This is a genomic window from Rhodococcus sp. NFXS4 (assembly GCF_058139645.1).
This window is the reverse complement of record NZ_CP192221.1, coordinates 1,875,978-1,902,513: the sequence shown is the minus strand read 5'-3', so window position 1 is coordinate 1,902,513 and position 26,536 is coordinate 1,875,978. Positions and strand designations below refer to the sequence as shown.

At 68.5% G+C, this 26,536-nt stretch carries 25 protein-coding genes and 2 tRNA genes; 7 read left to right on the top strand and 20 right to left on the bottom strand.

Features of this window, described 5'->3' with window-relative positions; genetic code table 11:
- Positions 1-56 precede the first annotated feature (56 nt).
- The gene (locus tag J4E04_RS08930) at positions 57-848 is read left to right on the top strand and encodes an enoyl-CoA hydratase/isomerase family protein (RefSeq protein WP_222630710.1); all 792 of its coding nucleotides are present in this window, start codon (positions 57-59) and stop codon (positions 846-848) included.
- Between the two features lie 8 nt (positions 849-856).
- Here J4E04_RS08930 and J4E04_RS08925 read toward each other — a convergent pair whose 3' ends face one another.
- Genes J4E04_RS08925 through J4E04_RS08910 form a run of 4 tightly spaced genes read right to left on the bottom strand, consistent with a single transcriptional unit; the run spans position 857 to position 3,500 of the window.
- On the bottom strand, positions 857-1,525 hold the full coding sequence (locus tag J4E04_RS08925; RefSeq protein ID WP_490150364.1) for a uracil-DNA glycosylase: 669 nt from the start codon (positions 1,523-1,525) through the stop codon (positions 857-859).
- Complete coding sequence (locus J4E04_RS08920; RefSeq protein ID WP_222637748.1) at positions 1,522-2,043, bottom strand: gamma carbonic anhydrase family protein; 522 nt, start codon at positions 2,041-2,043, stop codon at positions 1,522-1,524. The genes J4E04_RS08925 and J4E04_RS08920 overlap by 4 nt, the downstream gene beginning before the upstream one ends.
- 12 nt (positions 2,044-2,055) lie before the next feature.
- Complete coding sequence (locus J4E04_RS08915) at positions 2,056-2,556, bottom strand: GNAT family N-acetyltransferase (protein WP_222645371.1); 501 nt, start codon at positions 2,554-2,556, stop codon at positions 2,056-2,058.
- Complete coding sequence (locus tag J4E04_RS08910; RefSeq protein WP_056445450.1) at positions 2,541-3,500, bottom strand: thiamine-phosphate kinase; 960 nt, start codon at positions 3,498-3,500, stop codon at positions 2,541-2,543. Before J4E04_RS08910 ends, J4E04_RS08915 begins: the two co-directional genes overlap by 16 nt.
- A 132-nt stretch (positions 3,501-3,632) precedes the next feature.
- On the opposite strand from J4E04_RS08910, the gene J4E04_RS08905 reads away from it, so the two are divergent.
- Positions 3,633-4,205: a DUF3515 domain-containing protein gene (locus J4E04_RS08905; protein WP_056445452.1), complete on the top strand. Its 573-nt coding sequence runs from the start codon at positions 3,633-3,635 to the stop codon at positions 4,203-4,205.
- A gap of 18 nt (positions 4,206-4,223) precedes the next feature.
- Here J4E04_RS08905 and J4E04_RS08900 read toward each other — a convergent pair whose 3' ends face one another.
- Both J4E04_RS08900 and J4E04_RS08895 read right to left on the bottom strand, forming a co-directional pair.
- Positions 4,224-5,330: a D-alanine--D-alanine ligase family protein gene (locus tag J4E04_RS08900; RefSeq protein WP_490150363.1), complete on the bottom strand. Its 1,107-nt coding sequence runs from the start codon at positions 5,328-5,330 to the stop codon at positions 4,224-4,226.
- 53 nt (positions 5,331-5,383) lie between these two features.
- A complete protein-coding gene (locus tag J4E04_RS08895; RefSeq protein WP_027506999.1) occupies positions 5,384-6,382 on the bottom strand; it encodes an NAD(P)H-dependent glycerol-3-phosphate dehydrogenase in 999 nt (332 codons plus the stop codon).
- A 126-nt stretch (positions 6,383-6,508) separates the two neighbouring features.
- Between J4E04_RS08895 and cofC the strand changes: the two genes are divergently transcribed.
- The 3 genes from cofC (at position 6,509) to J4E04_RS08880 (ending at position 10,468) form a co-directional block, all read left to right on the top strand.
- Positions 6,509-7,207 (top strand): 2-phospho-L-lactate guanylyltransferase, encoded by a 699-nt coding sequence (gene cofC / locus J4E04_RS08890; protein ID WP_027507000.1) that lies wholly within the window; start codon positions 6,509-6,511, stop codon positions 7,205-7,207.
- A 186-nt stretch (positions 7,208-7,393) separates the two neighbouring features.
- Positions 7,394-9,523, top strand: a complete 2,130-nt coding sequence (locus tag J4E04_RS08885; protein ID WP_231476464.1) for an RNA degradosome polyphosphate kinase — start codon at positions 7,394-7,396, stop codon at positions 9,521-9,523.
- A 9-nt stretch (positions 9,524-9,532) separates the two neighbouring features.
- Positions 9,533-10,468 (top strand): NUDIX hydrolase, encoded by a 936-nt coding sequence (locus tag J4E04_RS08880; RefSeq protein WP_222649238.1) that lies wholly within the window; start codon positions 9,533-9,535, stop codon positions 10,466-10,468.
- Positions 10,469-10,545: 77 nt separating this feature from the next.
- Here J4E04_RS08880 and J4E04_RS08875 read toward each other — a convergent pair whose 3' ends face one another.
- From J4E04_RS08875 to leuC, 3 genes are all read right to left on the bottom strand, one after another.
- Positions 10,546-11,256 (bottom strand): HU family DNA-binding protein, encoded by a 711-nt coding sequence (locus J4E04_RS08875; RefSeq protein WP_027507003.1) that lies wholly within the window; start codon positions 11,254-11,256, stop codon positions 10,546-10,548.
- 162 nt (positions 11,257-11,418) lie between these two features.
- The gene (gene leuD / locus J4E04_RS08870) at positions 11,419-12,027 is read right to left on the bottom strand and encodes a 3-isopropylmalate dehydratase small subunit (RefSeq protein WP_027507004.1); all 609 of its coding nucleotides are present in this window, start codon (positions 12,025-12,027) and stop codon (positions 11,419-11,421) included.
- A 54-nt stretch (positions 12,028-12,081) separates the two neighbouring features.
- Entirely contained in the window at positions 12,082-13,500 is a 1,419-nt protein-coding gene (gene leuC / locus J4E04_RS08865; RefSeq protein ID WP_204867952.1) for a 3-isopropylmalate dehydratase large subunit, read from the bottom strand.
- A 61-nt stretch (positions 13,501-13,561) separates the two neighbouring features.
- Here leuC and J4E04_RS08860 point away from each other — a divergent pair, with 61 nt between their 5' ends.
- Positions 13,562-14,263 carry an IclR family transcriptional regulator gene (locus J4E04_RS08860; RefSeq protein WP_490150362.1) on the top strand — a complete coding sequence of 234 codons (702 nt, stop codon included), beginning with the start codon at positions 13,562-13,564 and terminating at the stop codon, positions 14,261-14,263.
- A 20-nt stretch (positions 14,264-14,283) separates the two neighbouring features.
- On the opposite strand, the gene J4E04_RS08855 is transcribed toward J4E04_RS08860, so the two are convergent.
- The 6 genes from J4E04_RS08855 to J4E04_RS08830 all read right to left on the bottom strand — a co-directional run bounded on the left by J4E04_RS08855 (position 14,284) and on the right by J4E04_RS08830 (position 18,722).
- Positions 14,284-15,024, bottom strand: coding sequence for a glycosyltransferase family protein (locus J4E04_RS08855; protein WP_490150361.1), 741 nt, complete (start codon positions 15,022-15,024; stop codon positions 14,284-14,286).
- A 108-nt stretch (positions 15,025-15,132) separates the two neighbouring features.
- Positions 15,133-15,205: transfer RNA gene (locus J4E04_RS08850), tRNA-Glu, on the bottom strand.
- Positions 15,206-15,288: 83 nt separating this feature from the next.
- Positions 15,289-15,360: transfer RNA gene (locus J4E04_RS08845), tRNA-Gln, on the bottom strand.
- Between the two features lie 87 nt (positions 15,361-15,447).
- A complete protein-coding gene (locus J4E04_RS08840; protein WP_037187043.1) occupies positions 15,448-16,434 on the bottom strand; it encodes a YihY/virulence factor BrkB family protein in 987 nt (328 codons plus the stop codon).
- A 36-nt stretch (positions 16,435-16,470) separates the two neighbouring features.
- Positions 16,471-17,940 (bottom strand): glutamate--tRNA ligase, encoded by a 1,470-nt coding sequence (gene gltX / locus J4E04_RS08835; protein ID WP_490150523.1) that lies wholly within the window; start codon positions 17,938-17,940, stop codon positions 16,471-16,473.
- A gap of 11 nt (positions 17,941-17,951) precedes the next feature.
- A complete protein-coding gene (locus J4E04_RS08830) occupies positions 17,952-18,722 on the bottom strand; it encodes a fumarylacetoacetate hydrolase family protein (RefSeq protein ID WP_027507010.1) in 771 nt (256 codons plus the stop codon).
- Positions 18,723-18,853: 131 nt separating this feature from the next.
- On the opposite strand from J4E04_RS08830, the gene J4E04_RS08825 reads away from it, so the two are divergent.
- Positions 18,854-20,059: an MFS transporter gene (locus tag J4E04_RS08825; RefSeq protein ID WP_222637758.1), complete on the top strand. Its 1,206-nt coding sequence runs from the start codon at positions 18,854-18,856 to the stop codon at positions 20,057-20,059.
- On the opposite strand, the gene J4E04_RS08820 is transcribed toward J4E04_RS08825, so the two are convergent.
- The 5 genes from J4E04_RS08820 to J4E04_RS08800 all read right to left on the bottom strand — a co-directional run bounded on the left by J4E04_RS08820 (position 20,048) and on the right by J4E04_RS08800 (position 26,340).
- Positions 20,048-21,061: a 3-isopropylmalate dehydrogenase gene (locus J4E04_RS08820; RefSeq protein ID WP_027507012.1), complete on the bottom strand. Its 1,014-nt coding sequence runs from the start codon at positions 21,059-21,061 to the stop codon at positions 20,048-20,050. The genes J4E04_RS08825 and J4E04_RS08820 overlap by 12 nt on opposite strands.
- A 26-nt stretch (positions 21,062-21,087) precedes the next feature.
- Positions 21,088-22,683: a phosphoglycerate dehydrogenase gene (gene serA / locus J4E04_RS08815; RefSeq protein WP_056445463.1), complete on the bottom strand. Its 1,596-nt coding sequence runs from the start codon at positions 22,681-22,683 to the stop codon at positions 21,088-21,090.
- Positions 22,684-22,830: 147 nt separating this feature from the next.
- Positions 22,831-23,832 (bottom strand): ketol-acid reductoisomerase, encoded by a 1,002-nt coding sequence (gene ilvC / locus J4E04_RS08810; protein WP_027507014.1) that lies wholly within the window; start codon positions 23,830-23,832, stop codon positions 22,831-22,833.
- 79 nt (positions 23,833-23,911) lie between these two features.
- Positions 23,912-24,415, bottom strand: coding sequence for an acetolactate synthase small subunit (gene ilvN, locus J4E04_RS08805; protein WP_027507015.1), 504 nt, complete (start codon positions 24,413-24,415; stop codon positions 23,912-23,914).
- Positions 24,412-26,340 (bottom strand): acetolactate synthase large subunit, encoded by a 1,929-nt coding sequence (locus J4E04_RS08800; protein ID WP_051613648.1) that lies wholly within the window; start codon positions 26,338-26,340, stop codon positions 24,412-24,414. The genes ilvN and J4E04_RS08800 overlap by 4 nt, the downstream gene beginning before the upstream one ends.
- Positions 26,341-26,536: the final 196 nt, after the last annotated feature.

Sequence of the window (26,536 nt, the reverse complement as noted above, 5' to 3'; positions counted from 1 at the left end):
ATCTCCGGCGACTCTGTCGTTTCCGGAGCCGAGCGGTCCTGGTCTAAGTTCGAACGATGACCGAATCAGTCGACCCCCCGGCCACGTCCCCCGTCACCGTCGAGGACGGTGTCCTGTACGTACGGGTGGCGACGCCCCGCGGCGGCAACGTGCTGAACGGCGAGGCGATGGCCGCAGGCGCTGCGTCGCTGTCCGATCTCGACGAGTCCGTGGGCGCCGTGCTGCTCGTCGGCGCCGAATCCAACTTCTGCGCCGGTGGCGACGTGCGCGCCTTCCACGGGGCGCCCGACAGAAGCGCGTTCGTCCGGCAGCTCGCCGACACGTTCCACGATTTCGTCCGCGCGCTCACCTCGGTGTCGGTCCCCGTCGTGGCGGGAGTGCCGGGCTGGGCAGCGGGCGCGGGCATGTCGCTCGTGTGTCACGCCGACATCGCGATCGGCGGTCGATCCACCCGGCTCCGTCCCGCGTATCCGGCGCTCGGCTTCACTCCGGACGGCGGTCTGACGTGGGCGCTCCCCCGCATCATCGGCACCCGCCGCGCGCGCGACATCCTGCTCACCGACGGCGTTCTCGGCTCGGACGAGGCCTACCGCCTGGGTCTGCTGACACGGTTGGTCGGTGACGACGTCATCGCATCGGAGGCCGAGCGGGTGGCGCGCTCTCTCGCGGCCGGGCCCACCGAGGTGTCCCGTGCGACCAAGCGGTTACTGCTCGCCTCGGACTCCGCGACGCTGTCCGATCAGCTCGACGCCGAGACCGACTCGATCTCTCACCAGGCGTCCACCGCGGACGGTATCGAGGGTGTCGACGCCTTCGTGGAGAAGCGCCGGCCGTCCTTCGGCCACTGACGGCCGCCTCAGTCCAGACGCCAGTCGACGGGTTCCTCGCCCAGCGTCGCGAGATGGTCGTTCACGGTGCTGAACGGCCGTGACCCGAAGAACCCCCGCGACGCGGACAGCGGTGAGGGATGGACGGACTCGACCGTGGGCGTGGACCCGAGCAGCGGCTTGGCCGTCGCGGCGTCGCGTCCCCAGAGGACCGCGACCAGGGGGCGGCCGGGTCGGTTCACCAGAGCGGTGATCGCCTGCGCCGTCACCGCTTCCCAGCCCTTGCGCCGGTGCGACGCCGCCTTGCCCGGTTCCACGGTCAGAACACGGTTCAGCAGGAGCACACCACGATCGGCCCACGGAGACAGATCACCGGTACTGGGTGTCGGCAGGCCGAGATCGGCGCTGTACTCGGTGAAGATGTTCGCGAGGCTGCGCGGGACCGGCCGCACGTCGGGCGCGACCGAGAAGCTAAGTCCCACAGCATGTCCCGGCGTCGGATAGGGATCCTGTCCCAGCACCAGCACACGCACCTCCTCGAACGGGCGGCTGAAGGCGCGCAGCACGTCCTCCCCGGCGGGCAGGTAGCCTCGCCCGGCGGCGTTCTCGGCGCGCAGGAAGTCGCCCATCCGGGCGATGTCGTCGGCCACCGGACCGAGCGCGGACGCCCACCCCGGATCCGCGACGGGCGCCGTCACGACAGCACGCGCAGCGCGCCCCGGTAGTACTCCGCATTGGCCTTGTACATCGCGACGTTGACGTCCACGTGCCCCTCCGCCACCTCGTGGCTCTCGCGGACCTTGGCCGGAACCCCCAGTGCCATCCGACGTTCGGGCACGACGGCGTCGAAGGGGACCACGGCGCCGGCGCCGACGATCGCGCCGGATCCGATGGACGCGCCGTTGAGGACGACACTGCCCGACGCGATGAGGCACGCGTCTCCGATGGTCGCCCCCTCGACGTGCGCGTTGTGCCCGACGACGCACCCGGCGCCGATCACGGTCGGGTGGATCGGCGTGCAGTGCACGACGGTGCCGTCCTGAATGTTCGTGTCCTGCCCCACGGTGATGGTCCCGTAGTCGCCGCGCAGCACCGCCCCGGGCCACACCGACACTCCCGCAGCGAGTGTCACCGCACCGATGACGACGGCATCGGGATGCACGTAGGCGGTGGGGTGGATGTCGGGTTCACGGTCACCGAGTGCGTAGACGGTCATGGCTCCAGCATGTCATCCGGTCAGATCCTTCACCATGCACACCGACTGCTCCTCGTGCCGGTAGAGGCCGAACTTCGGTACGAGCGGTCGATACCCACTCGAGGTGTAGAGGCCGATGGCCTCGGGTTGACGCAGTCCGGTCTCGAGGACCAGTCGTAGCCGGCCAGCGTCGCGGGCGGTGTCCTCGATCGTCCGCAGCAGGGCACGCGCGACGCCCGCGCCGCGCGCCTCGGTGCGGACGTACATGCGCTTGATCTCCGCGTCGCCGGTGCGCAGGCCCTCCGCCTCGGGTCCTCCGTGCTCGTGGGTCCGCCAGCCGCCCATACCGACGACGGCGCCGTCCAGGACGGCCTGCAGCATCACGCCGTGCGGCGGCAGGAACTCCCGGACGTCGAGCGGCGTCTCGTCGGGGCCGCCGTAGCGGCGCACGTACTCCTGCTGGACCTCGTCGATCATCGCGACCACGTCCGGGTCGTCGAGCCGAGTGGTCGTGACCGTCAGAAGCTCGTCCATGCCGCAGGTCCTTCCCATCGCACACCGTCCACCGTGACTCCTGTTCCCGCACTCACGGATCCGATCCGGCGCCAGCCGGTCGGCACGTCGTCGGAGGCGAAGGTCGCGAGCAGCACGTGGTCCTCCCCGCCGCCGAGAGCCCAGTGCAGCGGGTCGACGCCGAGTTCGGTGCCGGCGTGCACCACGTCCTCGGGGATCTCCATGTCGGCCGACGAAATGTCGAGCCGCACAGCGGACATCGCCGCCAGATGTCCCGCGTCGCCGATCACGCCGTCGGACACGTCGCACATCGACGACGCTCCCGCGCGCGCCGCGGCCGGACCGTCGGCGGGATCGGGCGTCGGGACGCGATGTGCTGCCAGCAGATCCGGGTGGGTGGTCGAGCCCGCCTCGTACAGTGCCCACCCGGCAGCGGACCGGCCGGTGGGTCCGGACAGTGCGAGCACGTCCCCCGGCCGGGCACCGGACCGCAGCACCGGGGGTCGACCCTCGAGGTCACCCAGCGCGGTGATCGACAACACCAGCCGGTCCCCTCCCGTGACGTCCCCGCCGACGATCGACGCGCCGACTCGCGTCGCCTCCGCCCACAGACCCGCGGTGAGCGCGTCCACGTCCGACACCGCGGTGGTCGACGGGCACGACATCGAGACGAGGAATCCCGTGCACCGCGCGCCCATCGCGGCGATGTCCGCGGCGTTCTGCGCGATGGCCTTTCGGCCGACGTCGTGGTGACTCGACCAGTCGAGGCGGAAGTGTCGACCCTCCACCAGCATGTCGGTCGTGACGACGACGCGGGAGTCGGGGGCGGCGATCACCGCCGCGTCGTCCCCCGGCCCGATCGCGACCGATGGGGGGTGGACACGGCCGGCCGTCGCGCGGCCGATGAGTGCGAACTCACCGAGGTCCCCCACCGTCCCGGTCGCGGGATCGTCCGCCTGTGACACAGAACTCCTCCATCACCGTCGTGGATCACCGTCGTGCAGCATCCCACGGGGCCTCGTCGTCGTCACGCATCCGGGCCCCCGTCAGGGCGCGGGTAACGTTTCCGCCGAGACCGTTCGACACGAGGGAGCACGATGACGCAGGACGAACCGACCGCGACGGACGAGTCGGCCACGGGTCTGCACCCCGCTCTGATCGCCACCGCGATCGCCCTGCCCGTCGCGCTCGTCGTCGGCATCATCGTCGCGGCGGTCATGGCGAACAGAACTCCCGTCCGCGAGCCCGTCGCTCTCGGCGCGGTCCCCTCGCCGCTTGCCGAGAGCACCGAGTGCGCGACGTTGCTCGGCGCACTGCCCGAGACGTTCGACTCGTTCACCCGCGCCGAGCTGGCCGACCCCGCGCCCGTGGGTGCGGCCGCCTGGCAGTCCGAGGACGTCACCGACCCCATCGTGCTGCGGTGCGGGCTCGAGCGTCCGGCGGAATTCGATCAGGCCGCCGCTCTCGACGTCGTCGACGGCGTGCAGTGGTTCCGGGTGTCGGGCGCGGATCAGGGCCTCGCCGCGAGCACATGGTTCGTCGTCGACCGGGGCGTGTACGCCGCGGCCACCATCCCCGACGGCACGGGCCCCACACCGATCCAGGCCCTGTCTGCCGCGGTGTCGGGAGCCCTTCCGCAGACGCCGTTGGACCCCGCTCCGATCAACTGATCCGGCAGGGCCGACCTCTCACCGCAGTCCGGTCCCCCGTGCGAGCGCGGTGTCGACGAGAGTGCCGACGAGCTCCGAGTAGCCGACGCCCGTCGCCTCCCACATCCGCGGGTACATCGAGATGGCCGTGAAGCCGGGCATCGTGTTGATCTCGTTGATCACCGGACCGTCGTCGGTCACGAAGAAGTCGACGCGCGCGAGACCTTGCAGATCCAGCGCAGCGAAGGCACGGACCGCGATCTCCCGCAGCACCGTCGAGACGTCGTCGTCCAGCAGGGCCGGGATGTCGAACTCGACCACGTCGTCGAGGTACTTGCTGTCGAAGTCGTAGAACGTCGCACCGCCGGCCGACGCCGAGGCCTCGTCCATGCGGATCTCGGCGACGACGCTGGCGCGGACGGAGCCGTCCGGCATCTCCAGGACACCGCACTCCACCTCGCGGCCGACGATGGCGGCCTCGATCACGACCTTTGGATCATGTTCTCGCGCAACGGTCACCGCGTCGTCCAACTCGTCCCAGTCGACGATGCGCGTGATCCCGATCGACGATCCGCCGCGGGCCGGCTTCACGAACGCGGGGAGACCGATGACGTCGCGCTCGTCGGAGGTCAGGGTCTCGCGATCGCGGCGCAGGACGACCTGGCGCCCGACGGGAAGGCCCTCGGCCGCGAGCAGCTTCTTGGTGAACTCCTTGTCCATCGCCGCGGCGCTCGCGAGGACTCCCGGTCCCACGTAGGGGACGCCGGCGACCTCGAACAGCCCCTGGACCGTGCCGTCCTCGCCGTAGGCACCGTGCAGCACCGGGAAGACGACGTCGACCGCACCGATGTCCTCGGCCGTCCCGTCGACGGAGCGCGTGATGCGACCGGGGTTCTCGGGATCGACTCCGAGAGCGAGCGGGACGCCCGCACCGGCGACCGACGGGAGAACGCGATCCCGGATCTGCAACTCCGTCGGGTCGGCGGTGCCCTCGACCCACGTTCCGGCGCGCGTGATCCCGATGGGGATCACGTCGAAACGGTCGGAGTCGAGGTGACGCATGACGCTTCCTGCCGAGACGCAGGAGACGGAGTGTTCGTTGCTTCGACCGCCGTAGATCACGGCGACCTTGATGGGATCGGTCACGTGAGCACCGTACCGGCGAACCCCGGACGAGGCGTGACGCGCACCGCCGCGGTTCACTCCGGCTTGTGACGACGCCCCAGGAGGCTGTGGACGGCGTCCGGAACGGAGAGGCCCTCGTGGCAGACCCGGTGGACCGCGTCGGTGAGGGGCATCTCCACGTCGTAGGCCTCCGCGAGAGCTCGGATGGATGTGCACGACTTCACACCCTCGGCCACCTGACCGTGCGCCGCTTCCTGCGCACTCTCCAGCGAGCCACCCGACCCCAGCCGCTCGCCGAACGTGCGATTACGCGAGAGCGGGGACGAGCACGTGGCGACGAGGTCACCCACCCCGGCGAGACCCGCGAGCGTCGACGGGTTGGCGCCGAGCGCGACACCGAGACGGGTCACCTCGGCGAGACCGCGGGTGATGATGCTGGCGACCGAGTTCTCCCCGAAACCGATACCCGCCGCCATGCCGCACGCGAGGGCGATGACGTTCTTGCACGCACCGCCGATCTCGCACCCGATGACGTCGGAGTTCGTGTACGGGCGGAAGTAGCTGGTGGCACACGCCGACTGGAGCGCGATCGCGCGATTGGAGTCCGGGCACGCGATGACCGTCGCGGTGGGTTGCTCGGCGGCGATCTCCTTGGCGAGGTTCGGTCCCGACAACGTGCCGACGCGACTCGGGTCCGCACCGGTGACCTGACAGATGACCTGCGACATGCGCATGAGGGTCCCCGTCTCGATGCCCTTGGCGAGCGAGAGCAGGGTGACGTCCGACCCCATCAGCGGAGCCCACTCCGCCAGGTTGGCGCGCAAGGCCTGCGAGGGCACCGCGAGGACGACCGTGCAGGCCCCGTCCAACGCCTCCGCGGCGTCGTGAGTCGCTCGAATGGCCGACGGCAGTGCGACTCCCGGAAGGTAGTCGTCGTTCCGGTGGTTCTCCTGGATGGACGTCGCGAGTTCCTCTCGACGCGCCCACATGGTCACGTCGGTGCCCGCGTCGGCGAGCACCTTCGCGAACGCGGTTCCCCACGAACCGGAACCGAGCACCGCTGCCTTGACCATGACCCAGCCTTTCCTCGATCGACACGAGGCCGTCGCCCGCTCGGCAGCCCTGGCGGCTCACAGTAGCGATGTCGGAGGCCTGCCGAACGAAGTCGGCGGTAATGACTGCTGGCAGGATCGACGGTCATGAGCACGCCCAGTCGACCTCCGACCGACACCGCCCCACGGCGCGGTGTCCATCTCGTGCTCGCGGTGAAGAACCTCGTCGACGCGAAGAGCCGACTGTCCACGACCTTCCCCGGCGACGAACGCGCCGAACTCGTGCTGGCGATGTTGCGCGACACCGCGTCGGCCGCCGCAGCGGCGGACGTCGTCACCGGATGGTCGGTCGTCACGCCGGACTCTCGCGTCGCGAGCGTCGCCGTCGCCCTCGGCGGACACACGGTGTCCGAACCCGAGTCGGGTGCCGCCACCACCGTGGAGCGACTCAATCGCGCCCTGTCCGCAGCGGACGACGCGATCAGTGACGCCCACGGCGGCGACGTGATCGCCCTGCAGGCCGACCTCCCCGCCCTGCGCACCGCGGAACTGGTCGCGGCCTACGCCGCCGCTCCCCCGGACACCCGCTCGGTGGTGATCGATCACACCGGAACCGGAACGTCGGCCCTGATCGTGCGGGGTCGCCCCCGGCGCCTCGAACCACGGTTCGGTCCGGACTCGGCCTCGCGCCACGTCGATTCCGGGGCGTTCCCTCTCCGCGGCACCTGGCCGGGTCTGCGTCTGGACGTGGACACGGCGGACGACGTCCGCGCCGCCCTCGACCTGGGGGTGGGGCCGCACACCGCCGCGCTGCTCGCCGAGCTCGGCTGGACCGCCGCGCGCTGACACGGCCGGGCGAGGCCCGTCGCGAATTCGCACGCGGTCGACTACTCGCGCACGGCCCGCGTGAGGGATGATCGACGCGTGACCAACGAGGCGACCGAGAACACGACCGACGCCCCTTCCCGTTCCGGGGCCCCCACGAGTTCCGCAGCACCCGGTGACGCCGTCGACGGTGAGTGGAGCGCGCCGCTGGCCAGCCGCGCACCCTCCGCACCCACGGCACCGCCGGCCGCGACATCGGACACCGCGGTGCCGGTGGACCTGCTCCCGGAGGACCGCTATCTCAACCGCGAGTTGAGCTGGCTCGACTTCAACTCACGGGTGCTGGCACTCGCGGAGGACTCGTCGCTGCCGCTGCTCGAGCGGGCGAAGTTCCTCGCCATCTTCGCCAGCAACCTCGACGAGTTCTACATGGTGCGGGTGGCCGGCCTCAAGCGCCGCGACGAGACCGGCCTGTCCGTCCGCTCCGCCGACGGACTCTCCCCCCGCGAACAGCTGGCGTTGATCGCCCGGCGCACCCAGGAGATCGCCGACCGTCACGCCCGCACCTTCATCGACCGCATCCTGCCGGAGCTGGCGAACGAGGGAATCTCGGTCATCCGGTGGTCGGAGGTCACCTCCGACGAGCGGACCCGTCTGACACGGTATTTCACCGAGCAGGTGTTCCCCGTCCTCACCCCGCTGGCCGTGGATCCCGCCCACCCGTTCCCGTACATCTCCGGACTGAGCCTCAATCTCGCTGTGACGGTGAAGGACTCGACCACGGGCGGCGAGCACTTCGCCAGGGTGAAGGTCCCGGACAACGTCGATCGGTTCGTGCAGTTGCACCGAGGCGACGTCGGCGCCGTGCCCGCGTTCCTTCCCATGGAGGAGCTCATCGCGGCGCATCTCGACGTTCTGTTCCCGGGACTCCAGATCGTCGAGCACCACGCCTTCCGCATCACGCGCAACGCCGATTTCGAGGTGGAGGAGGATCGGGACGAGGACCTCCTGCAGGCCCTCGAGCGCGAACTCGCGCGCCGCCGTTTCGGATCGCCCGTGCGCCTCGAGGTCGCGGACGACATGACCGACCACATGCTCAGCCTGTTGCTGCGCGAGTTGGACGTCGATCCCGGCGACGTCATCCAGGTGCCGGGACTGCTCGATCTGTCGTGCCTCATGCAGCTCTACGGCGTCGACAAGCCCGTCCTGAAGGACGCACCGTTCGTGCCGGCGACGCACCCCGCCTTCGGAGAGCGCGAGACGCCCAAGTCGATCTTCTCCACGCTGCGCGACGGGGACGTGCTGCTGCATCACCCGTACGACTCGTTCTCCACCAGCGTGCAGCGCTTCATCGAGCAGGCGGCAGCCGATCCGCACGTGCTCGCCATCAAGCAGACCCTCTATCGGACGTCGGGCGACTCCCCCATCGTCAACGCGCTGATCGCCGCGGCAGAGGCCGGCAAGCAGGTCGTGACTCTCGTGGAGATCAAGGCGCGCTTCGACGAACAGGCCAACATCGCCTGGGCACGCAAACTGGAGCAGGCCGGCGTGCACGTGGTCTACGGGTTGGTCGGCCTGAAGACCCACTGCAAGACGTGCCTCGTCGTCCGCCGCGAAGGCGACACCATTCGCCGGTACTGCCACATCGGCACCGGCAACTACAACCCCAAGACCGCCCGACTCTACGAGGACGTGGGTCTCATCACGGCCGCCGACGAGATCGGCGCCGACCTCACCGACCTGTTCAACTCGCTCACCGGTTACTCGCGCAAGGAGCAGTACCGGAACCTCCTCGTCGCGCCGTTCGGTGTGCGGGCGGGAATCGTCGAGCGCATCGAGGCCGAGGTGCGGGCGCACAAGGACGGCGCGAAAGCCCGAATCCGCCTGAAGGCCAACGCACTCGTCGACGAGCAGGTGATCGACGCGCTGTACTGGGCGTCCACCGAGGGCGTCCAGGTCGAGGTGGTCGTGCGCGGTATCTGCGCTCTCAAGCCGGGCGTACCCGGTCTCAGCGAGAACATTCAGGTGCGGTCGATTCTCGGACGGTTCCTCGAACACTCGCGTGTGTTGCACTTCGAGGCGATCGACGAGTTCTGGATCGGCAGCGCGGACATGATGCACCGCAACCTCGATCGACGCGTGGAGGTCATGGCTCAGGTGAAGGACCCGAAGCTGTCCGGTCAGCTGAACTCGATGCTCGACTCGGCCATGGACGTCACGACCCGCTGCTGGGTACTGCAGTCCGACGGCGCCTGGACGGCGTCCCCCGCGAGCGGCGAGACGGTGCGGGATCACCAGGTGTCCCTCATGCGCCAGCGTCGCTACACCGGATCGTGAGGTGGGTCGATGAGCAGCTCACGCGCATCGAAGACGCCTGATCCGGTCCTGGCCGCGGGTGCGGTGCTGTGGCGTCCGGGCCCCGAGGGCGACGAGCCGATGGTGGCGCTGGTGCATCGACCCCGCTACGACGACTGGTCCCTTCCGAAGGGCAAGGTCGAGGCCGACGAGGTACCCGCTGTCGCCGCCGTCCGAGAAGTGTGGGAGGAGACCGGTTTCCGGTGCGTTCTCGGACACGGTCTCGGAACCACCACCTACCCGCTCCCGCGCTCGAAGAAGATCAAGCAGGTGGACTACTGGGCCGCTCGAGTCGTGGACGGCGAGTTCGCCGTCAACGACGAGGTCGACGAACTGCGGTGGCTCACACCCGCCGAGGCTCGCGATCTCGCGACCTACGAGGCGGACCGGGACGTCGTCGGCCGTTTCGCGCAGCACCCGGTCCCGACGAGTACGGCTGTGCTGGTGCGCCATGCGCGGGCGGGGAGCAAGGCTCGCTACAAGGGGGACGACGCCGAACGGCCTCTCGACAGCGTCGGGGTCCGCCAGGCGGCCGCACTGGTTCCTCTGATCCAGGCCTACGGCGGCACCGACGGATTCACCGCCGAGCGTGCTCGGTGCGTCCAGACCATCGCGCCGTGGGCCGAGTCCGTCGGAGTCGATCTGGCCCTGGAGCCCACGCTGACCGAGGAGGGGTACGCGCAGGATCCCGACAAGGGACGTCAGCGCGCACGCGAGATCATCGCCTCGACGTCCGGCGTCCCGGTGATCTGCAGTCAGGGCAAGGTGATTCCGAACCTGATGGAGTGGTGGGCCGAGAGCGACGGCGTCGAACTCTCCCGCACCCGATCACGCAAGGCCAGCGTCTGGGTGCTCAGCTTCGTCGGTGGTGTGCTGGTGGCAGCGGACTACACCGATTCGCCACTCCCGCGTAGCCGGCACGACTGAACTGCCGGTACGGCCGACACGAACACGAAGGAGCCCCGGACCGATGGTCCGGGGCTCCTTCGTGCCGAACGGGAACGTTACTTGCGTGCAGTACGTTTCGCCGGCGCTTTCTTGGCGGGCGCCTTCTTCGCGGGCGCGGCCTTCTTGGCCGGGGTGGTCTTCTTGGCTGCGGTCTTGGCCGGTGCCTTCGTCGCCGTGGTCTTCTTCGCGGCGGCCGTGGTGGTCTTCTTGGCTGCCGTCTTGGCGGGTGCCTTGGTGGCGGTGGTCTTCTTGGCCGCCGTCTTGGCCGGTGCCTTGGTGGCGGTGGTCTTCTTCGCCGCTGTCTTGGCCGGTGCCTTGGTGGCCGTGGTCTTCTTGGCCGCCGTCTTGGCGGGAGCCTTGGTCGCCGCCTTCGCGGGAGCCTTGGCCGCGGTCTTCTTCGCCGCTGCCGTCTTCTTCGCTGCCGCAGTCTTCTTCGCGGGGGCTGCGGAGGCGCCACGCTTCACGGCGGGGCCCGTGGCGGACAGCTTCTGGCCACCGGCGATGACGGCCTTGAACTGAGCACCGGGACGGAACGCGGGAACGGACGTCGGCTTGACCTTGACGGTCTCGCCGGTGCGCGGGTTACGAGCGACGCGGGCCGCACGGCGACGCTGCTCGAAGACACCGAAGCCGGTGATGGTGACCGACTCGCCGCGGTGCACGGCGCGCACGATGATGTCGACGATGTTCTCGACAGCGTCCGTGGCGCTCCGGCGATCCGCGCCTGTCTTCTCGGTCAGGGCGTCGATCAGTTCTGCCTTGTTCATCGGTGATTCCTCCGCATACTGATTGGCCCGTCGTCGGACCGACTGAGTACCACGGTAAACCGGAAATGCGCACGAGTCCACGAGCCACGCCAAAACAGTCTGTTCGGCTGTAATCGTCGCAGCCACAATGAGTGTCGCGGGAAGGACCTTTTCGGCCCGGAATCACCGAGCCTGATCGGGCGCCGGAAGTGTCTTCGGCTTCCATTCCGGACGCGACTTCTCGAACTCGGAAATGGCCTCTACCTGGCGTAACGTCAGCGCGACGTCGTCCAGCCCCTCCAGCAGACGCCACCTCGTGTAGTCGTCAATATCGAAGCGCACCACCAGTGTTCCGGCGCTGATCGTCTTCGTCTCGAGGTCGACGGTGAGTTCCGTCCCGGGGCGCTCGTCGAGCAATTTCCACAGCAGTTCCACATCCGATTGCTCGACAACGGCGGCCAGCAGACCCGCCTTTCCGGCGTTTCCGCGGAAGATGTCGGCGAATCTGGACGCGATCACGGCCCGGAATCCGTAGTCCGAGAGTGCCCACACGGCGTGCTCCCGAGAGGACCCGGTGCCGAAATCGGGTCCGGCGACGAGAACCGAACCCTTGTCGAACGGCGGGGTGTTGAGGACGAAACCGGGATCGGTGCGCCACCCCGCGAAGAGCCCGTCCTCGAAACCCGTTCGGGTCACGCGCTTGAGGTACACGGCGGGGATGATCTGGTCGGTGTCGACGTTGCTGCGGCGCAGCGGGACACCGATTCCGGTGTGCGTGGTGAACGATTCCATGACGAGCTCCTGACGGGGCGTAAAAGGGACGGGGCGGACGGATTCTCGGTCGACTCAGCCGAGATCGGCGGGAGCCGACAACCGTCCACGCACCGCGGTGGCGGCGGCGACGGCCGGCGAGACGAGGTGCGTACGGCCGCCCTTGCCCTGGCGCCCTTCGAAGTTGCGGTTCGACGTCGAGGCCGATCGCTCACCCGGAGCGAGCTGATCGGGATTCATGCCGAGACACATCGAGCACCCCGCCTGGCGCCATTCCGCCCCTGCGGCAGTGAAGATCGCGCCCAGTCCCTCGTCCTCGGCCTGTGCGCGCACGCGCATCGAGCCGGGAACGACGAGCATCCGCACACCGTCGGCAACGGTACGGCCGTCCAAGATCTTCGCTGCCACACGGAGATCCTCGATCCGACCGTTGGTGCAGGACCCCAGGAAGACGGTGTCGACCGCGATGTCGCGCAACGGCGTGCCCGGCTCCAGACCCATGTAGGTGAGCGCCTTCTCGGCGGACTGACTCTCGCCCTCGTCGAGGATCTCGGCCGGATCGGGTACCGACGCACTGAGGGGGGCGCCCTGACCAGGGTTGGTGCCCCACGTGACGAACGGAGTCAGCGCCGACCCGTCGATCCGCACTTCCTTGTCGAAGACGGCGCCGTCGTCGGTGACGAGCGTGGACCAGTCGGCGACGGCCTGCTCCCACAGCTCACCGGAGGGAGCGTGCGGCCGACCCTTGATGTACTCGAACGTGATCTCGTCGGGGGCGATCATGCCCGCGCGCGCGCCCGCCTCGATGGACATGTTGCAGATGGTCATCCGCGCTTCCATCGACATCTTCCGGATGGCCTCGCCGCGGTACTCGATGACGTAGCCCTGCCCACCGCCCGTACCGATCTGTGCGATGACCGCCAGGATCAGGTCCTTGCTGCCGACGTCGTCACCGAGCTCGCCGTCCACCGTGACCGACATGGTCTTGAAGGGGCGCAACGACAGTGTCTGGGTCGCCAGCACGTGCTCGACCTCACTGGTGCCGATGCCCATCGCGAGGGCGCCGAACGCGCCGTGCGTCGAGGTGTGGCTGTCCCCGCACACGACAGTGGTTCCCGGCTGCGTCAGACCGAGCTGGGGCCCGATGATGTGCACGATGCCCTGCTCGATGTCGCCCATCGAGTGCAGGCGGATGCCGAACTCCTCGCAGTTGCGCCGCAGGGTGTCCACCTGCGTCCGGGAGACGAGATCCGCGATCGGCTGGTCGATGTCGACCGTCGGGACGTTGTGGTCCTCCGTCGCGATCGTCAGATCGGGCCGGCGCACGGGCCGACCGGCCAGACGCAGTCCGTCGAACGCCTGCGGGCTGGTGACCTCGTGCACGAGGTGGAGATCGATGTAGACGAGATCCGGCTTGGTCGCGTCACCCTCACCACCGCCGCGAACGACGACGTGCTGATCCCAGACCTTCTCCGCCAGGGTCTTCGCTGCCATGACTCCACCTTTCGACCGACGACGATCACCATCTCACCTTGTGAGACGCTAGTATCGCTACATGGGACAGCATAGCGGCATCGGCGTTCTGGACAAAGCAATGAGCGTTCTGCAGGCTGCGTCACTCGAACCGTGCAGCCTCGCCGACCTGTGTTCCGCCACCGGACTCCCCCGCGCCACCGCGCATCGGCTCGCCATCGGACTCGAGACGCACCGCATGCTGAGCCGTGACACCGACGGACTGTGGCGACCGGGGCCGGCGCTCGCCGAACTCGCGCACACCGCCGAGGACCCTCTTCTCGACGCCGCGGCCACGGTGCTGCCACGGCTGCGCGAGATCACCGGGGAGAGCGTGCAGGTCTACCGCATCGACGGCACGGTGCGCGTGTGCGTGGCCTCCATGGAACCTCCCACCGGGCTGCGCGACACCGTGCTCGTCGGCGCCCGCCTCCCCCTCACCGCCGGCTCCGGCGCCAAGGTGCTGTTGGCGTGGGCCGACCCCGCACTACAGCGCAGCGTCCTCCCCGACGCCGCCTTCGGTGAGCGGGTGCTCGCCGAGGTACGCAAGCGCGGCTGGGCGCAGAGCGCCGCCGAGCGCGAGCCCGGCGTCGCCAGCGTCGCCGCACCGATCCGCGGACGCGACGACCGCGTGGTCGCCGCGATCTCCGTGTCCGGCCCGATCGACCGCATGGGGCGCCGCCCCGGAGCGCGCTGGGCCGCCGACCTTCTCGCGGCCGCGGACGCCGTGCAGAAACGCCTCTGAGGCGGAGCGTCGGTGCCGGGCTACCGGAACTCGTGCACCGTCGGCTGCGGCGTGGACAGCCAGTTCCTCACGTTGCCTCGGTGCAGGCGCAGCACACCGCCCACCATGCCCACCGCGGACTTGGCGAGGTACTTGCGGTTTCCCATCATCGCGATGGCCGTTGCTCGGCCGAAGTGGTTGATGAACGCGCGCTCGGTGACATAACTGCCGAATCCCTCTGCTGCAGCACGGATGCAGAAGTCGACGTCCGCACCCCAGCCCGTGGACCCGAAGTTGCGTTCGTCGTACCCGCCGAGTGCGAGCCAGGTGTCCTTGGTGATGGTCATGGCGGTTCCGTCCACGGCGTAGCACTTGCGGTACCTGTCGACCGGAACGTAGTCCTCGGCCAGCCCGGAGTACGTCGTCTTCATGTCTCGGTGGCCGTACGCGTCGTCGTAGACGGGCACGACGATGCCTGCATCGGTCGGCAGTTGCGGATCGGTCACCGCGTCGAGGAACCCGCGGGACAATCGCGTGTCGTTGTTCAGCGTCATCGCATGGGTGTGGCCGTCGCTGAAGGCGATGCGGAACCCGAGGTTCGATCCGCCGGCCCAGCCGAGATTGCGGCCGGGCGTGACGACGCGCTCGTCGGCGAGCGGGACGTAGTCACCGCGGTTGTCGATGATCACGAAGGTGGCGTTCTCGCGTCGCAGATCCTGGACCACAGCGTGGGTGTAGTCGATCTGGCCGTAGACGGGAACAGCGATGAGTAGTGAGGACACCCAGTGAACCTACGACACACCGACACGGCCTCACCACCGGAGCGTGAGGGCACGGCTTCCCCGGAAACGACTCGAGGACCACCGCATCGCGGTGGTCCTCGACTGTTGTAGCCCCGACGGGATTCGAACCCGCGCTACCGCCTTGAGAGGGCGGCGTCCTAGGCCGCTAGACGACGGGGCCAGGATCTTCATCTGTGAATCAGGTGGAGCAACCGGAAGAGCATAACCGGCCGAGAGCATCCGACGAAATCGGGTGTTTCTCTGCTGGGGTACCAGGACTCGAACCTAGAATGGCGGTACCAGAAACCGCTGTGTTGCCAATTACACCATACCCCAATGGCCTGGTCCGGCCGCGTTCTCCGGGCCGTTTCGAGCCGTGGAGAACACTACCAAACACCATCCCGCATTCACCAAATCGGCTGGTCAGCGGGCTGAGTCGGTCGACTGCGACCCGTCGGGCTCGCCGAAGGTGACCTCGATCTCCTCGAAACCCTTGCTTCGCTGCGCCTCCGCCTGTGCCGTGTACGCGTCTCGATCACCGTCGGTCAGTTCGACGTTGTCCGTGAACGGGGTGAGCAGAGCGCGCGGGTGCAACCTGTCGGTCCGCACGACGTTCACCTCGATGCACAGCACCAACACCAGCGAGGAGATGTAGAGGAACGCGAGCAGCCCGAGGACGATCGCGAACACACCGTTGGTAGTGTCCGCACCGCCGACGACGCGTTGGACGTACAGCCCACCGAAGGACTGCAGGGCCTGCCACAGCAGCGCGCCGATGACGGCTCCGGGAAGCACGTCGCGCACGCTCACCGCACGCGTGGTCCCGAGCCGGAACGCCACGACGAACGTGGCGGTGTTGAGCACGATCGCCGCGATCGTGACGAGCACCTGTGCGACCGTGCCGAAGAAGCCCGCCGCGTTGAAACCGTTCAGGACCGTGACGCCGATGACGGCCGTCCCGACGGTCAGCAGCAGGCCGAAGCCGCGCACCCGCGCCCGGACGGGATCGGGGCGATCGTTCTTCGGGACGGACCAGGCGACGTTCATCGCGTTCTGTGCGGCCACCGCCACACCCAGGCCGCCGTAGAGCGATCCCAGGACACCGATGACGATGGCCCCGGTCCCCCCGCTCAGCCCTTCCGGTTGGCCGAGTTGTTCACCGATCAAGGGGATCTGGCTCATGGCCGAATCGATGATCCGTTGCTGCAGTTCGGGATCACCGGCCAGGACGATGCCCAGGACGGTGGAGAACAGCAGCAGCAACGGGAACAGCGAGATGAAACCGAAGTAGGCGATGAGCGCTGCCAGGTAGCCGCCCTGGTCGTCGAAGAACTTGTAGAACACGGCCAACGGGAATCCCATGGCGGGATGCCGCTGCTGAAATCTGTCGATCCGATCGGTGAAGCTCATCACCACACCCTTTCGCCCGAACTGCCCCGAGTCACCTCAGACGATCGACGCACGGGCCGACCGCAAGCGCGCCAGCGTCAGCTCCCGGCCCAGCAGCACCATCGACTCGTACAGCGGTGGGCTGATGTGGGAACCGGTCACCGCCACGCGCACCGGCGCGAACGCCTTACGCGGCTTCAGCTCCATCTCGTCGATCAGCGCGACCTTGAGAGCCGACTCCAAGGCCTCCGCAGTCCACTCCGGTGCGCCCTCGACGGCGCTCACCGTCGCGTCCAGAACGGGTGCCGCGTCGGCGCCCAGATTCTTGGCTGCCGATGCCGGATCGACCGTGAACTCGTCGGCGGGGGCAAGCAGGAACTTCAGCAGTCCCCAGGCGTCGGACAACACGACGATGCGCGTCTGCACCAGTTCCGCGGCCTCGGCGAACGCTGCGTCCGACACCCCGATCGGATGGCCGTGCGTCTCGAGATACGCCCGCAGGCGCGCGGCGAAGTCGGCCGGCTCGAGCAACCGGATGTGTTCGGCGTTGATGGCGTCGGCCTTCTTCTGGTCGAAGCGGGCCGGGTTCGAGTTGACCGTCGAGATGTCGAAGGCACCCACCATCTCGTCGAGCGAGAACACGTCCCGGTCCTCGGAGAATCCCCACCCGAGGAGAGCCAGGTAGTTCAGCAGACCTTCGGGGACGAACCCGCGCTCCCGGTGCAGGAAGAGATCGGCCTCGGGGTCGCGCTTCGACAACTTCTTGTTGCCCTGCCCCATCACGAACGGGAGGTGCCCGAACTGCGGAATGCGTTCTGCCACACCGATGCGCACGAGGGCTTCGTACAGCGCGACCTGACGCGGGGTCGAGGACAGCAGATCCTCACCGCGCAGGACGTGCGTGATCTTCATCAGCGCGTCGTCCACGGGGTTCACCAACGTGTACAGCGGGACACCGTTGCCGCGGGTGAGCGCGAAGTCGGGGACCGTGCCGGCGCGGAACGTCGTCTCGCCGCGCACGAGGTCGTTCCACGACAGATCGTGATCGGGCATACGCAACCGGACGACGGGCTTGCGTCCCTCGGCGCGGAAGGCCTCCCGCTGCTCGTCGGTCAGCGTGCGGTCGTGATTGTCGAAGCCCAACTTCGGATCCCGGCCGGCCGCGAGATGCCGCGCCTCCACCTCCTCCGGTGTGGAGAAGCTCTCGTACGCCTCCCCCGCGTCGACGAGCTGCTGCACCACGGCGAGGTGCTGATCGCGGCGCAACGACTGCCGGTACGGCTCGTACGGCCCACCGACCTCGGGACCCTCGTCCCAGTCGAGTCCGAGCCACCGCAGTGCGTCGAGCAGCGCCTGGTACGACTCCTCGGAATCACGTGCCGCGTCGGTGTCCTCGATGCGGAACACGAATGCGCCGCCGTGATGGCGGGCGAACGCCCAGTTGAACAGCGCCGTGCGCACCAGCCCGACGTGCGGGGTTCCGGTGGGCGACGGGCAGAACCGGACGCGGACGTCGGATGCGGGAATACTCGCGGCGGTCACTTGTCCACCACCGGATTGGTCAGCGTGCCGATGCCCTCGATCTCGACGGACACGCTCTCGCCCGCCACGATCGGCCCCACGCCTTCCGGGGTGCCGGTCAGGATGACGTCACCGGGAAGCAGCGTCATCACCGACGAGATCCACTCGATGATCTTCGGCACGTCGTGCAGCAGTAGCGACGTGCGGCTGTTCTGCTTCACCGCGCCGTCCACCGTGGTGGTCAGAGCGAGATCCGAGGCGTCGAGCGAGGTCTCGATCCACGGGCCGAGTGGGCAGAAGGTGTCGTAACCCTTGGCGCGGGTCCACTGACCGTCGTGGCGCTGGTTGTCGCGGGCCGTGACGTCGTTCGCAACGGTGTAGCCGAGCACCACGTCGAGAGCGCGTGCTGCCGGGACGTCCTTGCACGGACGGCCGATGACCACCGCGAGCTCACCTTCGAAGTGGACCTCGGACGACGTCGGCGGACGCACGATGTTCGCACCGGGTCCGACGATGGACGTGTTGGGCTTGATGAAGATGACCGGGTCCTCGGGTGCGTCCGAGCCCATCTCCGCGGCGTGCGCCGCGTAGTTCTTGCCGATGCAGATCACCTTGCTGGCCAGAATGGGCGCCAGCAGGCGGACATCGGCCAGGGACCAGCTCCGGCCGGTGAAGGTGGGTGTGCCGAAGGGATGTTCCGCGATCTCTCGCGCCGTCCTCTCGTCTCCGTCGCCTTCGATGGCGACGAATGCAACACCGTCGGGACTCGCTACTCGACCAAGACGCATGGCGGAAGTCTATCGAGCGGCGTCGAGCGGACACCGGCGGGCGACGAACGACGATCACCTACGGGGTAGCATCGGCGACCGGGAGTTCAACAGGCGAGAATGTTGTCCCACATAGTGAGAACGGAGCCGGTATGAGTCGCGTCCAGCGCTACACCACGTCCACGGCGGGTCGGTGGGCGATGCTCGTGATCGGCATGCTCGCGACGGCCTCCACGGCACTGCTTCTGAACGGCGCCGCCTTCCTCATCCCCGCACTTCGGGATCAGCGCGGACTCTCGCTCGCGTCGGCGGGTCTGGTCGTGGCGATGCCGACGGCCGGCATCGTCCTGACGCTGTTCGCGTGGGGCGCCGTCGTCGACCGCGTGGGCGAACGGCGATCCCTGATCGCTGGTTCCGTGCTGACGTCGATGGCCGCCTTCTGCGCCGCCGCGACGGAATCCACGGTGGCGCTGGCCGTCTTCCTGCTGCTCGGCGGCATGGCCGCCGCCAGCGTGAACTCCGCCACCGGACGCGTGGTGGTGGGGTGGTTCCCTCCCCACCGCCGCGGCCTGGCGATGGGCATCCGGCAGATGTCACTCCCTCTCGGAGTCGCACTGTCCGCGTTGCTGATTCCCGGTATCGCCCGCGATCACGGAGTGGGAACCGCGATGCTCCTTCCCGCGGTCGCGTCCGCCCTCTCCGCTCTCGCCTGCCTCGTCGGTGTGTTCGATCCGCCGCGGCCCTCCCGATCGGCCGCCTCGAGTGCCGATCTCCTCGCGAACCCCTACCGCGGGCGTCGCGATCTCTGGCGCATACACGGTGCGTCGGTCGCGCTGGTGGTGCCGCAGTACGTGGTGTGGACGTTCGCCCTCGTCTGGCTCGTGGACCAACGGGCCTGGTCCCCGGAGGCCGCCGGTGTCCTGATCACCGTCTCGCAAATTCTCGGAGCGGGAGGACGCATCGCCGCCGGCGCAGTGTCGGACCGGGTGGGCAGCAGACTCGGACCGATGCGGTGGGTCGCCGTCGGCGTCGTGGCCGTGATGGCCGCGCTGGCGATCGCGGACGCCGCGGGCCTCGCGGTATCGGTGGTGATACTCGTGGTCGCGTCGGTGGCGACGGTGTCACCCAACGGGCTCGCATTCACCGCCGTGGCCGAGCGGGCGGGTCCGTTCTGGAGCGGGCGAGCACTCGGCGCGCAGAACACCAGTCAGTTCATCGCCGCGTCGGCGGTTCCCCCGGTGTTCGGCGCACTTATCACGCACACGTCGTACGCGGTGGCGTTCGGGGTGTCCGCGGCGATCGCGCTTCTCGCGGTACCGACCATTCCGCGAGAAGCGCGAGACCGACTACACCAGTGAGGCGATCCGATCGCCGATCGTCGCGGTCGTGCCCGGATCCCCGGCGGTGCGCGTCGCCAGGTCCTGCGCGACGGCGGACTCGACGCGCGCCGCCGCCTCGGTCTCGCCGAGATGTGCGAGGAGGAGCGACACCGACAGGATGGCGGCCGTCGGATCGGCGATTCCCTTGCCGGCGATGTCCGGCGCACTGCCGTGCACGGGCTCGAACATGCTCGGATTCGTCCGCGTCGCATCGATGTTCGCGCTCGCGGCCAGACCGATACCACCGGCGACCGCGGCCGCGAGATCGGTGATGATGTCGCCGAAGAGATTGTCGGTGACGATCACGTCGAAGCGGCCCGGGTCGGTCACCAGGTGGATCGTCGCCGCGTCGATGTGCTGGTACGCCACCTCGACGTCGGGGAACTCGGCGGCGACCTCGTCGACCGTCCGCTTCCACAGCGATCCCGCGAACCCCAGCACGTTCGTCTTGTGCAGCAGGGTCACGTGCCTGCGACGACCCATCGCTCGCGCGAAGCCGTCACGGACCACGCGCTCCACACCGAACCGCGTGTTGAGGCTGACCTCGGTGGCGACCTCGTGCGGAGTGCCGACGCGGATGGCGCCGCCGTTGCCCGTGTACGGGCCCTCGGTGCCCTCCCGCACGACGACGATGTCGACCGGCTTGTTGCCCGCCAACGGACCGACGACACCCGGGTACAGCTTGGACGGGCGCAGGTTGATGTGGTGATCCAGCGCGAATCGCGCGGTCAGCAACAATCCGCGCTCGAGCACACCGCTGGGCACCGACGGATCACCGATGGCGCCGAGCAGGATGGCGTCGTGACCGCGGAGCTCCTCGAGAACCGACGGCGGCAGGATCTCTCCCGTCGCGTGATAGCGCCGTGCACCCAGGTCGTACTCCGTGGTCTCCGCACCGGGCGCGACCACCTCGAGCACCTTGAGTGCCTCGGCCACCACCTCCGGTCCGATGCCGTCTCCGGCCACGACACCCAGCTTCATCGATGTCCCCTCGTTCGGCGTCGACATCAGGACAGGTCGACCAGCTCGATGGTCGTCGCGCCCACGGAGGCGGCGATGGCGTCCCGAACGTCCTGCGCCACATCACGATCGACACGCAGCAGGATGGTGGCGCCACCGCCCTCCGCGTCCTGGCTGAGTGCCGCGGCGGCGATGTCGACACCGGCGTCGCCCAGGGCGGTGCCGATGCGTCCGAGCGAGCCGGGACGGTCGTCGTACGTCACGATGAGGTTCTTGCCCTCGGCGCGCAGATCGAAGTTGCGGCCGTTGATGTTGACGATCTTCTCCACGTGCTGGGGACCGGTGAGGGTGCCCGCGACGTTGACGACGGTCCCGTCGCCGTAGACCGCACGGACGTCGACGACGCTCCGGTGGTTGGGGCTCTCACTGGCCTTGGTCACGTCGGCCGTGACACCACGCTCCTCGGCGAGCGACGGTGCGTTGACGAAGGTGACCGCGTCCTCGATGACGGCGGAGAACAGTCCCCGCAGCGCCGACAGCTTGAGGATGTCGACGTCCTCGGACGCCAGCTCACCGCGCACGTCGACGGACAGCGACGTCGGGAGCTCGTCCGACAGCGCACCCAGCAGGACGCCCTGCTTGCGCACGATGTCGAGCCACGGCGCGACCTCCTCGCCGACGGCACCGCCGGAGACGTTCACCGCGTCGGGCACGAACTCGCCGGCGAGGGCGAGCAGGACGGACTTGGCGACGTCGGTGCCGGCGCGGTCCTGGGCCTCGGTGGTCGAGGCACCGAGGTGCGGGGTGACGACGACCTGCGGGAGCTCGAACAGCGGGCTGTCGGTGCAGGGCTCGCTCGCGTAGACGTCGATACCCGCGGCGAAGACGTGGCCGCTGGTGATCGCGTCGGCGAGAGCCTGCTCGTCGACCAGTCCACCGCGGGCAGCGTTGACGACGATGACGCCCTTCTTGGTCCGGGCGAGCGCCTCCTTGCCGATCAGACCCTTCGTCTCGGGGGTCTTCGGCAGGTGCACGGAGAACATGTCGGCGCGCTCGAGAAGCTCGTCGAGGCTGACCAGCTCGATACCGAGCTGCGCGGCACGAGCCGGCGAGACGTAGGGGTCGTACGCGATGATGTGCGTCTCGAACGCGGCGAGACGCTGCGCGAAGAGCTGACCGATACGGCCGAGCCCGACCACGCCGACGGTCTTGCCGAAGATCTCGACGCCGTTGAACTTGCTGCGCTTCCACTCGTGCTGACGCAGTGTGGCGTCGGCGGCGGGGATCTGGCGAGCAGCCGAGAGCAGGAGCGTCACCGCGTGTTCGGCAGCGGTGTGGATGTTGGACGTGGGGGCGTTGACGACGAGCACGCCGCGCTCGGTGGCTGCGGGGACGTCGACGTTGTCCAGGCCGACGCCGGCGCGGGCGACGATCTTGAGCTTGGTACCGGCAGCGAGCACCTCGGCATCGACCGTGGTCGCGGAGCGGACCAGGATGGCGTCGGCATCGGGGACCGCGGCGAGGAGGGCCGGACGATCCGGACCGTCCACCCACCGGACCTCGACTCCGTCGCCGAGAGCCTCGACGGTGGACTGCGCAAGTTTGTCGGCGATGAGGACGACGGGGCGGCCTGGCTGGCTCACGTGGAGAACTCCCTGATCAGGTGACGGAGAAGAGGTGTGGTTCCGGATTCGTGCGGGCGTCAGCCTAGTGGCCGAGCCGCGACCCGACGCAGGGCACCCGAGGTCGAGGAACTCGACCGCGGATGCCCCGTGTCAGGAATGCGAGAGTCAGGCCGTCTCGGTGATGGGACGGTCGACCCAGCTCATGAGGTCGCGCAGCTTCTTGCCCGTGACCTCGATGGGGTGCTCGGCGTTCTGCTTGCGCAGGCCCTCGAGCTCGGTGTTGCCGTTCTCGACGTTGGCCACGAGGCGCTTGGTGAACTCGCCCGACTGGATGTCGGCCAGGATCGCCTTCATGCGCTCCTTGGTGCCGGCATCGATGACGCGCGGCCCGGAGAGGTAGCCGCCGAACTCCGCGGTGTCGGACACCGAGTAGTTCATGCGCGCGATGCCGCCCTCGTACATGAGGTCGACGATGAGCTTGAGCTCGTGCAGCACCTCGAAGTACGCCATCTCGGGCGCGTAGCCGGCCTCGACCATGACCTCGAAGCCGGTCTTCACCAGCTCCTCGGTACCGCCGCACAGCACGGCCTGCTCACCGAAGAGGTCGGTCTCGGTCTCTTCCTTGAACGTGGTCTTGATGACGCCGGCACGCGTGCCGCCGATGCCGCGGGCGTAGGACAGCGCGAGAGCCTGGCCCTCACCCTTCGGATCCTGGTCGACGGCGATCAGGGCGGGAACACCCTTGCCGTCGACGAACTGACGGCGCACGAGGTGGCCGGGTCCCTTGGGGGCGACCATGCCGACGGTGATGTTGGCCGGGGCCTCGATGAGCTTGAAGTGGATGTTCAGGCCGTGGCCGAAGAACAGCGCGTCGCCGTCCTTGAGGTTGGGCTCGATGTCGTCCTTGAAGATCTGCGCCTGGGCGGTGTCCGGAGCGAGCAGCATGATGACGTCGGCCCACTCGGAGACCTCCGCCGGCGTACCCACGCCGAGGCCCTGCTCGGCAGCCTTGTCACGCGACTTGGAGCCTTCCTTCAGACCGATACGGACGTCGACGCCCGAGTCGCGCAAGCTGAGCGAGTGCGCATGGCCCTGGCTTCCGTATCCGATCACAGCGACCTTGCGGCCCTGGATGATCGAGAGATCGGCATCGTCGTCGTAGAACATCTCGACTGCCACTGTGGTTTCCTCCTACATCTGTCCCGGTCGCATGTGACCGGGTAATCGAAACTACTGGGTTGGGTGACTAGCGGGACGCGGTGATGGACTTCGGTCCACGACCCACCGCGACGACGCCGGACTGGACGATCTCGCGAACACCGTACGGGTCGAGCATCCGGAGCAACGCCTCGAGCTTCGAGCGGGTACCGGTCGCCTCGACGGTGACTGCCTCCGGCGAGACGTCGATGACCTTGGCGCGGAACAGGTTCACCGTCTCGATGACCTCGCTCCGCACGCTCGCGTCGGCGCGGACCTTGATGAGCACGAGCTCACGGGCGACCGACGAATCGGCTTCCTGCTCGACGATCTTGATGACGTTGACGAGCTTGTTCAGCTGCTTCGTCACCTGCTCGAGCGGGAACTCGTCGACCGTGACGACGATGGTCATGCGCGAGATCTCGGGCACCTCGGTGCCCCCCACCGCGAGGGAGGCGATGTTGAACCCGCGGCGCGAGAACAGCGACGCCACGCGTGCGAGCACGCCCGGCTTGTCCTCGACGAGAACGCTCAGGGTGTGACTGGTGCTCACAGGTCGATGCCTTTCGAATTCGCGCCCTGGGCCGCCTCGGTGACGTCGCCGACCGAGCCGGGCTCCTGCGCCGCTTCCTCGTCGTTGTCGAACAGCGGACGGATGCCGCGGGCGGCCATGATCTCGGAGTTGCCGGTGCCCGCAGCGACCATCGGCCACACCTGGGCGTCCTTGCCGACGATGAAGTCGATGACGACCGGGCGATCGTTGATCGCACGCGCCTGCGCGATCACCGCGTCGACGTCCTCCTCGCGCTCGCACCGCAGTCCGACGCATCCCAGCGCCTCGGCGAGCTTGAGGAAGTCGGGGATGCGGACGGCGCCGTGCGTGCCGAGCTCGGTGTTGGAGTAGCGCTCCTCGTAGAAGAGCGTCTGCCACTGCCGCACCATGCCGAGGTTGCCGTTGTTGATGACGGCGACCTTGATCGGGATGCCCTCGACCGCACAGGTCGCGAGCTCCTGGTTGGTCATCTGGAAGCAGCCGTCACCGTCGATGGCCCAGACCTCGGTGTCGGGCAGACCCATCTTGGCGCCCATCGCGGCCGGGACCGCGTAGCCCATCGTGCCGAGTCCACCCGAGTTGAGCCACGTCCGCGGCTTCTCGTAACTGATGAACTGAGCGGCCCACATCTGGTGCTGTCCGACCCCGGCGCAGTAGATCGCGTCGGGTCCGGCGAACTTGCCGATCGACTGGATCACGAACTCGGGCGACATCGCACCGTCCGACGGACGGTCGTAGCTCAGGGGGTAGGTGCGCCGCACGTTGTCGAGGTAGGTCCACCAGTCGGCAAGATCCAGCGCGGTGCCGGTGGCCTGGTCCGCGCGGATCGCCTCGATCAGCTCGACGATGACCTCGCGGCAGTCACCCACGATCGGCACGTCGGCGAACCGGTTCTTGCCGATCTCCGCGGGATCGATGTCGGCGTGGACCACCTTCGCCTCGGGAGCGAACGAGTCGAGCTGCCCGGTCACGCGGTCGTCGAAACGAGCGCCGAGCGTGATGAGCAGATCGCTCTTCTGCAGTGCGGCGACCGCGGCGACCGTTCCGTGCATGCCGGGCATGCCGAGGTTCAGGTCGTGGCTGTCCGGGAAGACGCCCCGCGCCATCAGCGTCGTCACGACGGGGATGCCGGTGAGCTCCGCCAGCTCGAGGAGCTCGGGCGACGAGTTCGACTTGATGATGCCGCCGCCGCAGTACAGCACCGGCTTCTTCGCTGCCGCGATGAGCCGCGCGGCCTCACGCACCTGCTTGCCGTGCGGCTTCGTCACCGGGCGGTAGCCCGGCAGCTTCATCTCCGGCGGCCACGAGAAGGTGGTCTGCGCCTGCAGGACGTCCTTCGGGATGTCGACGAGCACCGCGCCCGGTCGTCCGGAGGACGCCAGGTAGAAGGCCTCGGCGATCATGCGCGGGATGTCGAGCGGGTCGGTGATGAGGAAGTTGTGCTTGGTGACGGGCATCGTGATGCCCGAGATGTCGGCTTCCTGGAAGGCGTCGGTACCGATCAGCGCGCGGCCGACCTGTCCGGTGATGGCGACGACCGGGACGGAGTCCATCTGCGCGTCGGCCAGCGGCGTCACCAGGTTGGTGGCGCCGGGACCGGACGTCGCGATGCACACGCCGACGCGGCCGGTGGCCTGCGCGTAGCCGGTGGCGGCGTGGCCGGCACCCTGCTCGTGTCGCACCAGCACGTGCCGGACCTTCGCCGAGTCGAGCAGCGGATCGTAGACGGGAAGTACGGCACCACCGGGAATGCCGAAGACGACGTCGACCTCGAGCTCCTCGAGTGCGCGGACGACGGACTTCGCTCCGGTCACGCGCTCGGGCGCGAGGGGACGACGCTGCGGCGTCGCGGACGGAGTGGGACGATCGGCGGCGGGCGGAGCCTTGCGTGGTGCCGGGCCGGGCCGGGCGGTGGGTGCGCTCACTGGTGCTTCCTTAGAACTTCATCCGGGCAAGAAAAAACCCTCGCCAGCAGATGCTGTACGAGGGTGGCGCGTCGTGGCTGAGCGTGAAGACGTTTCGGCTCAGGCGACGACGCGCCTGCCGATTACGAGGAACTCTTCACGCTTCACGCGTGTGACGTTAGGCGCGTGATGCGGTGCCAGTCAAACTTACCGAACT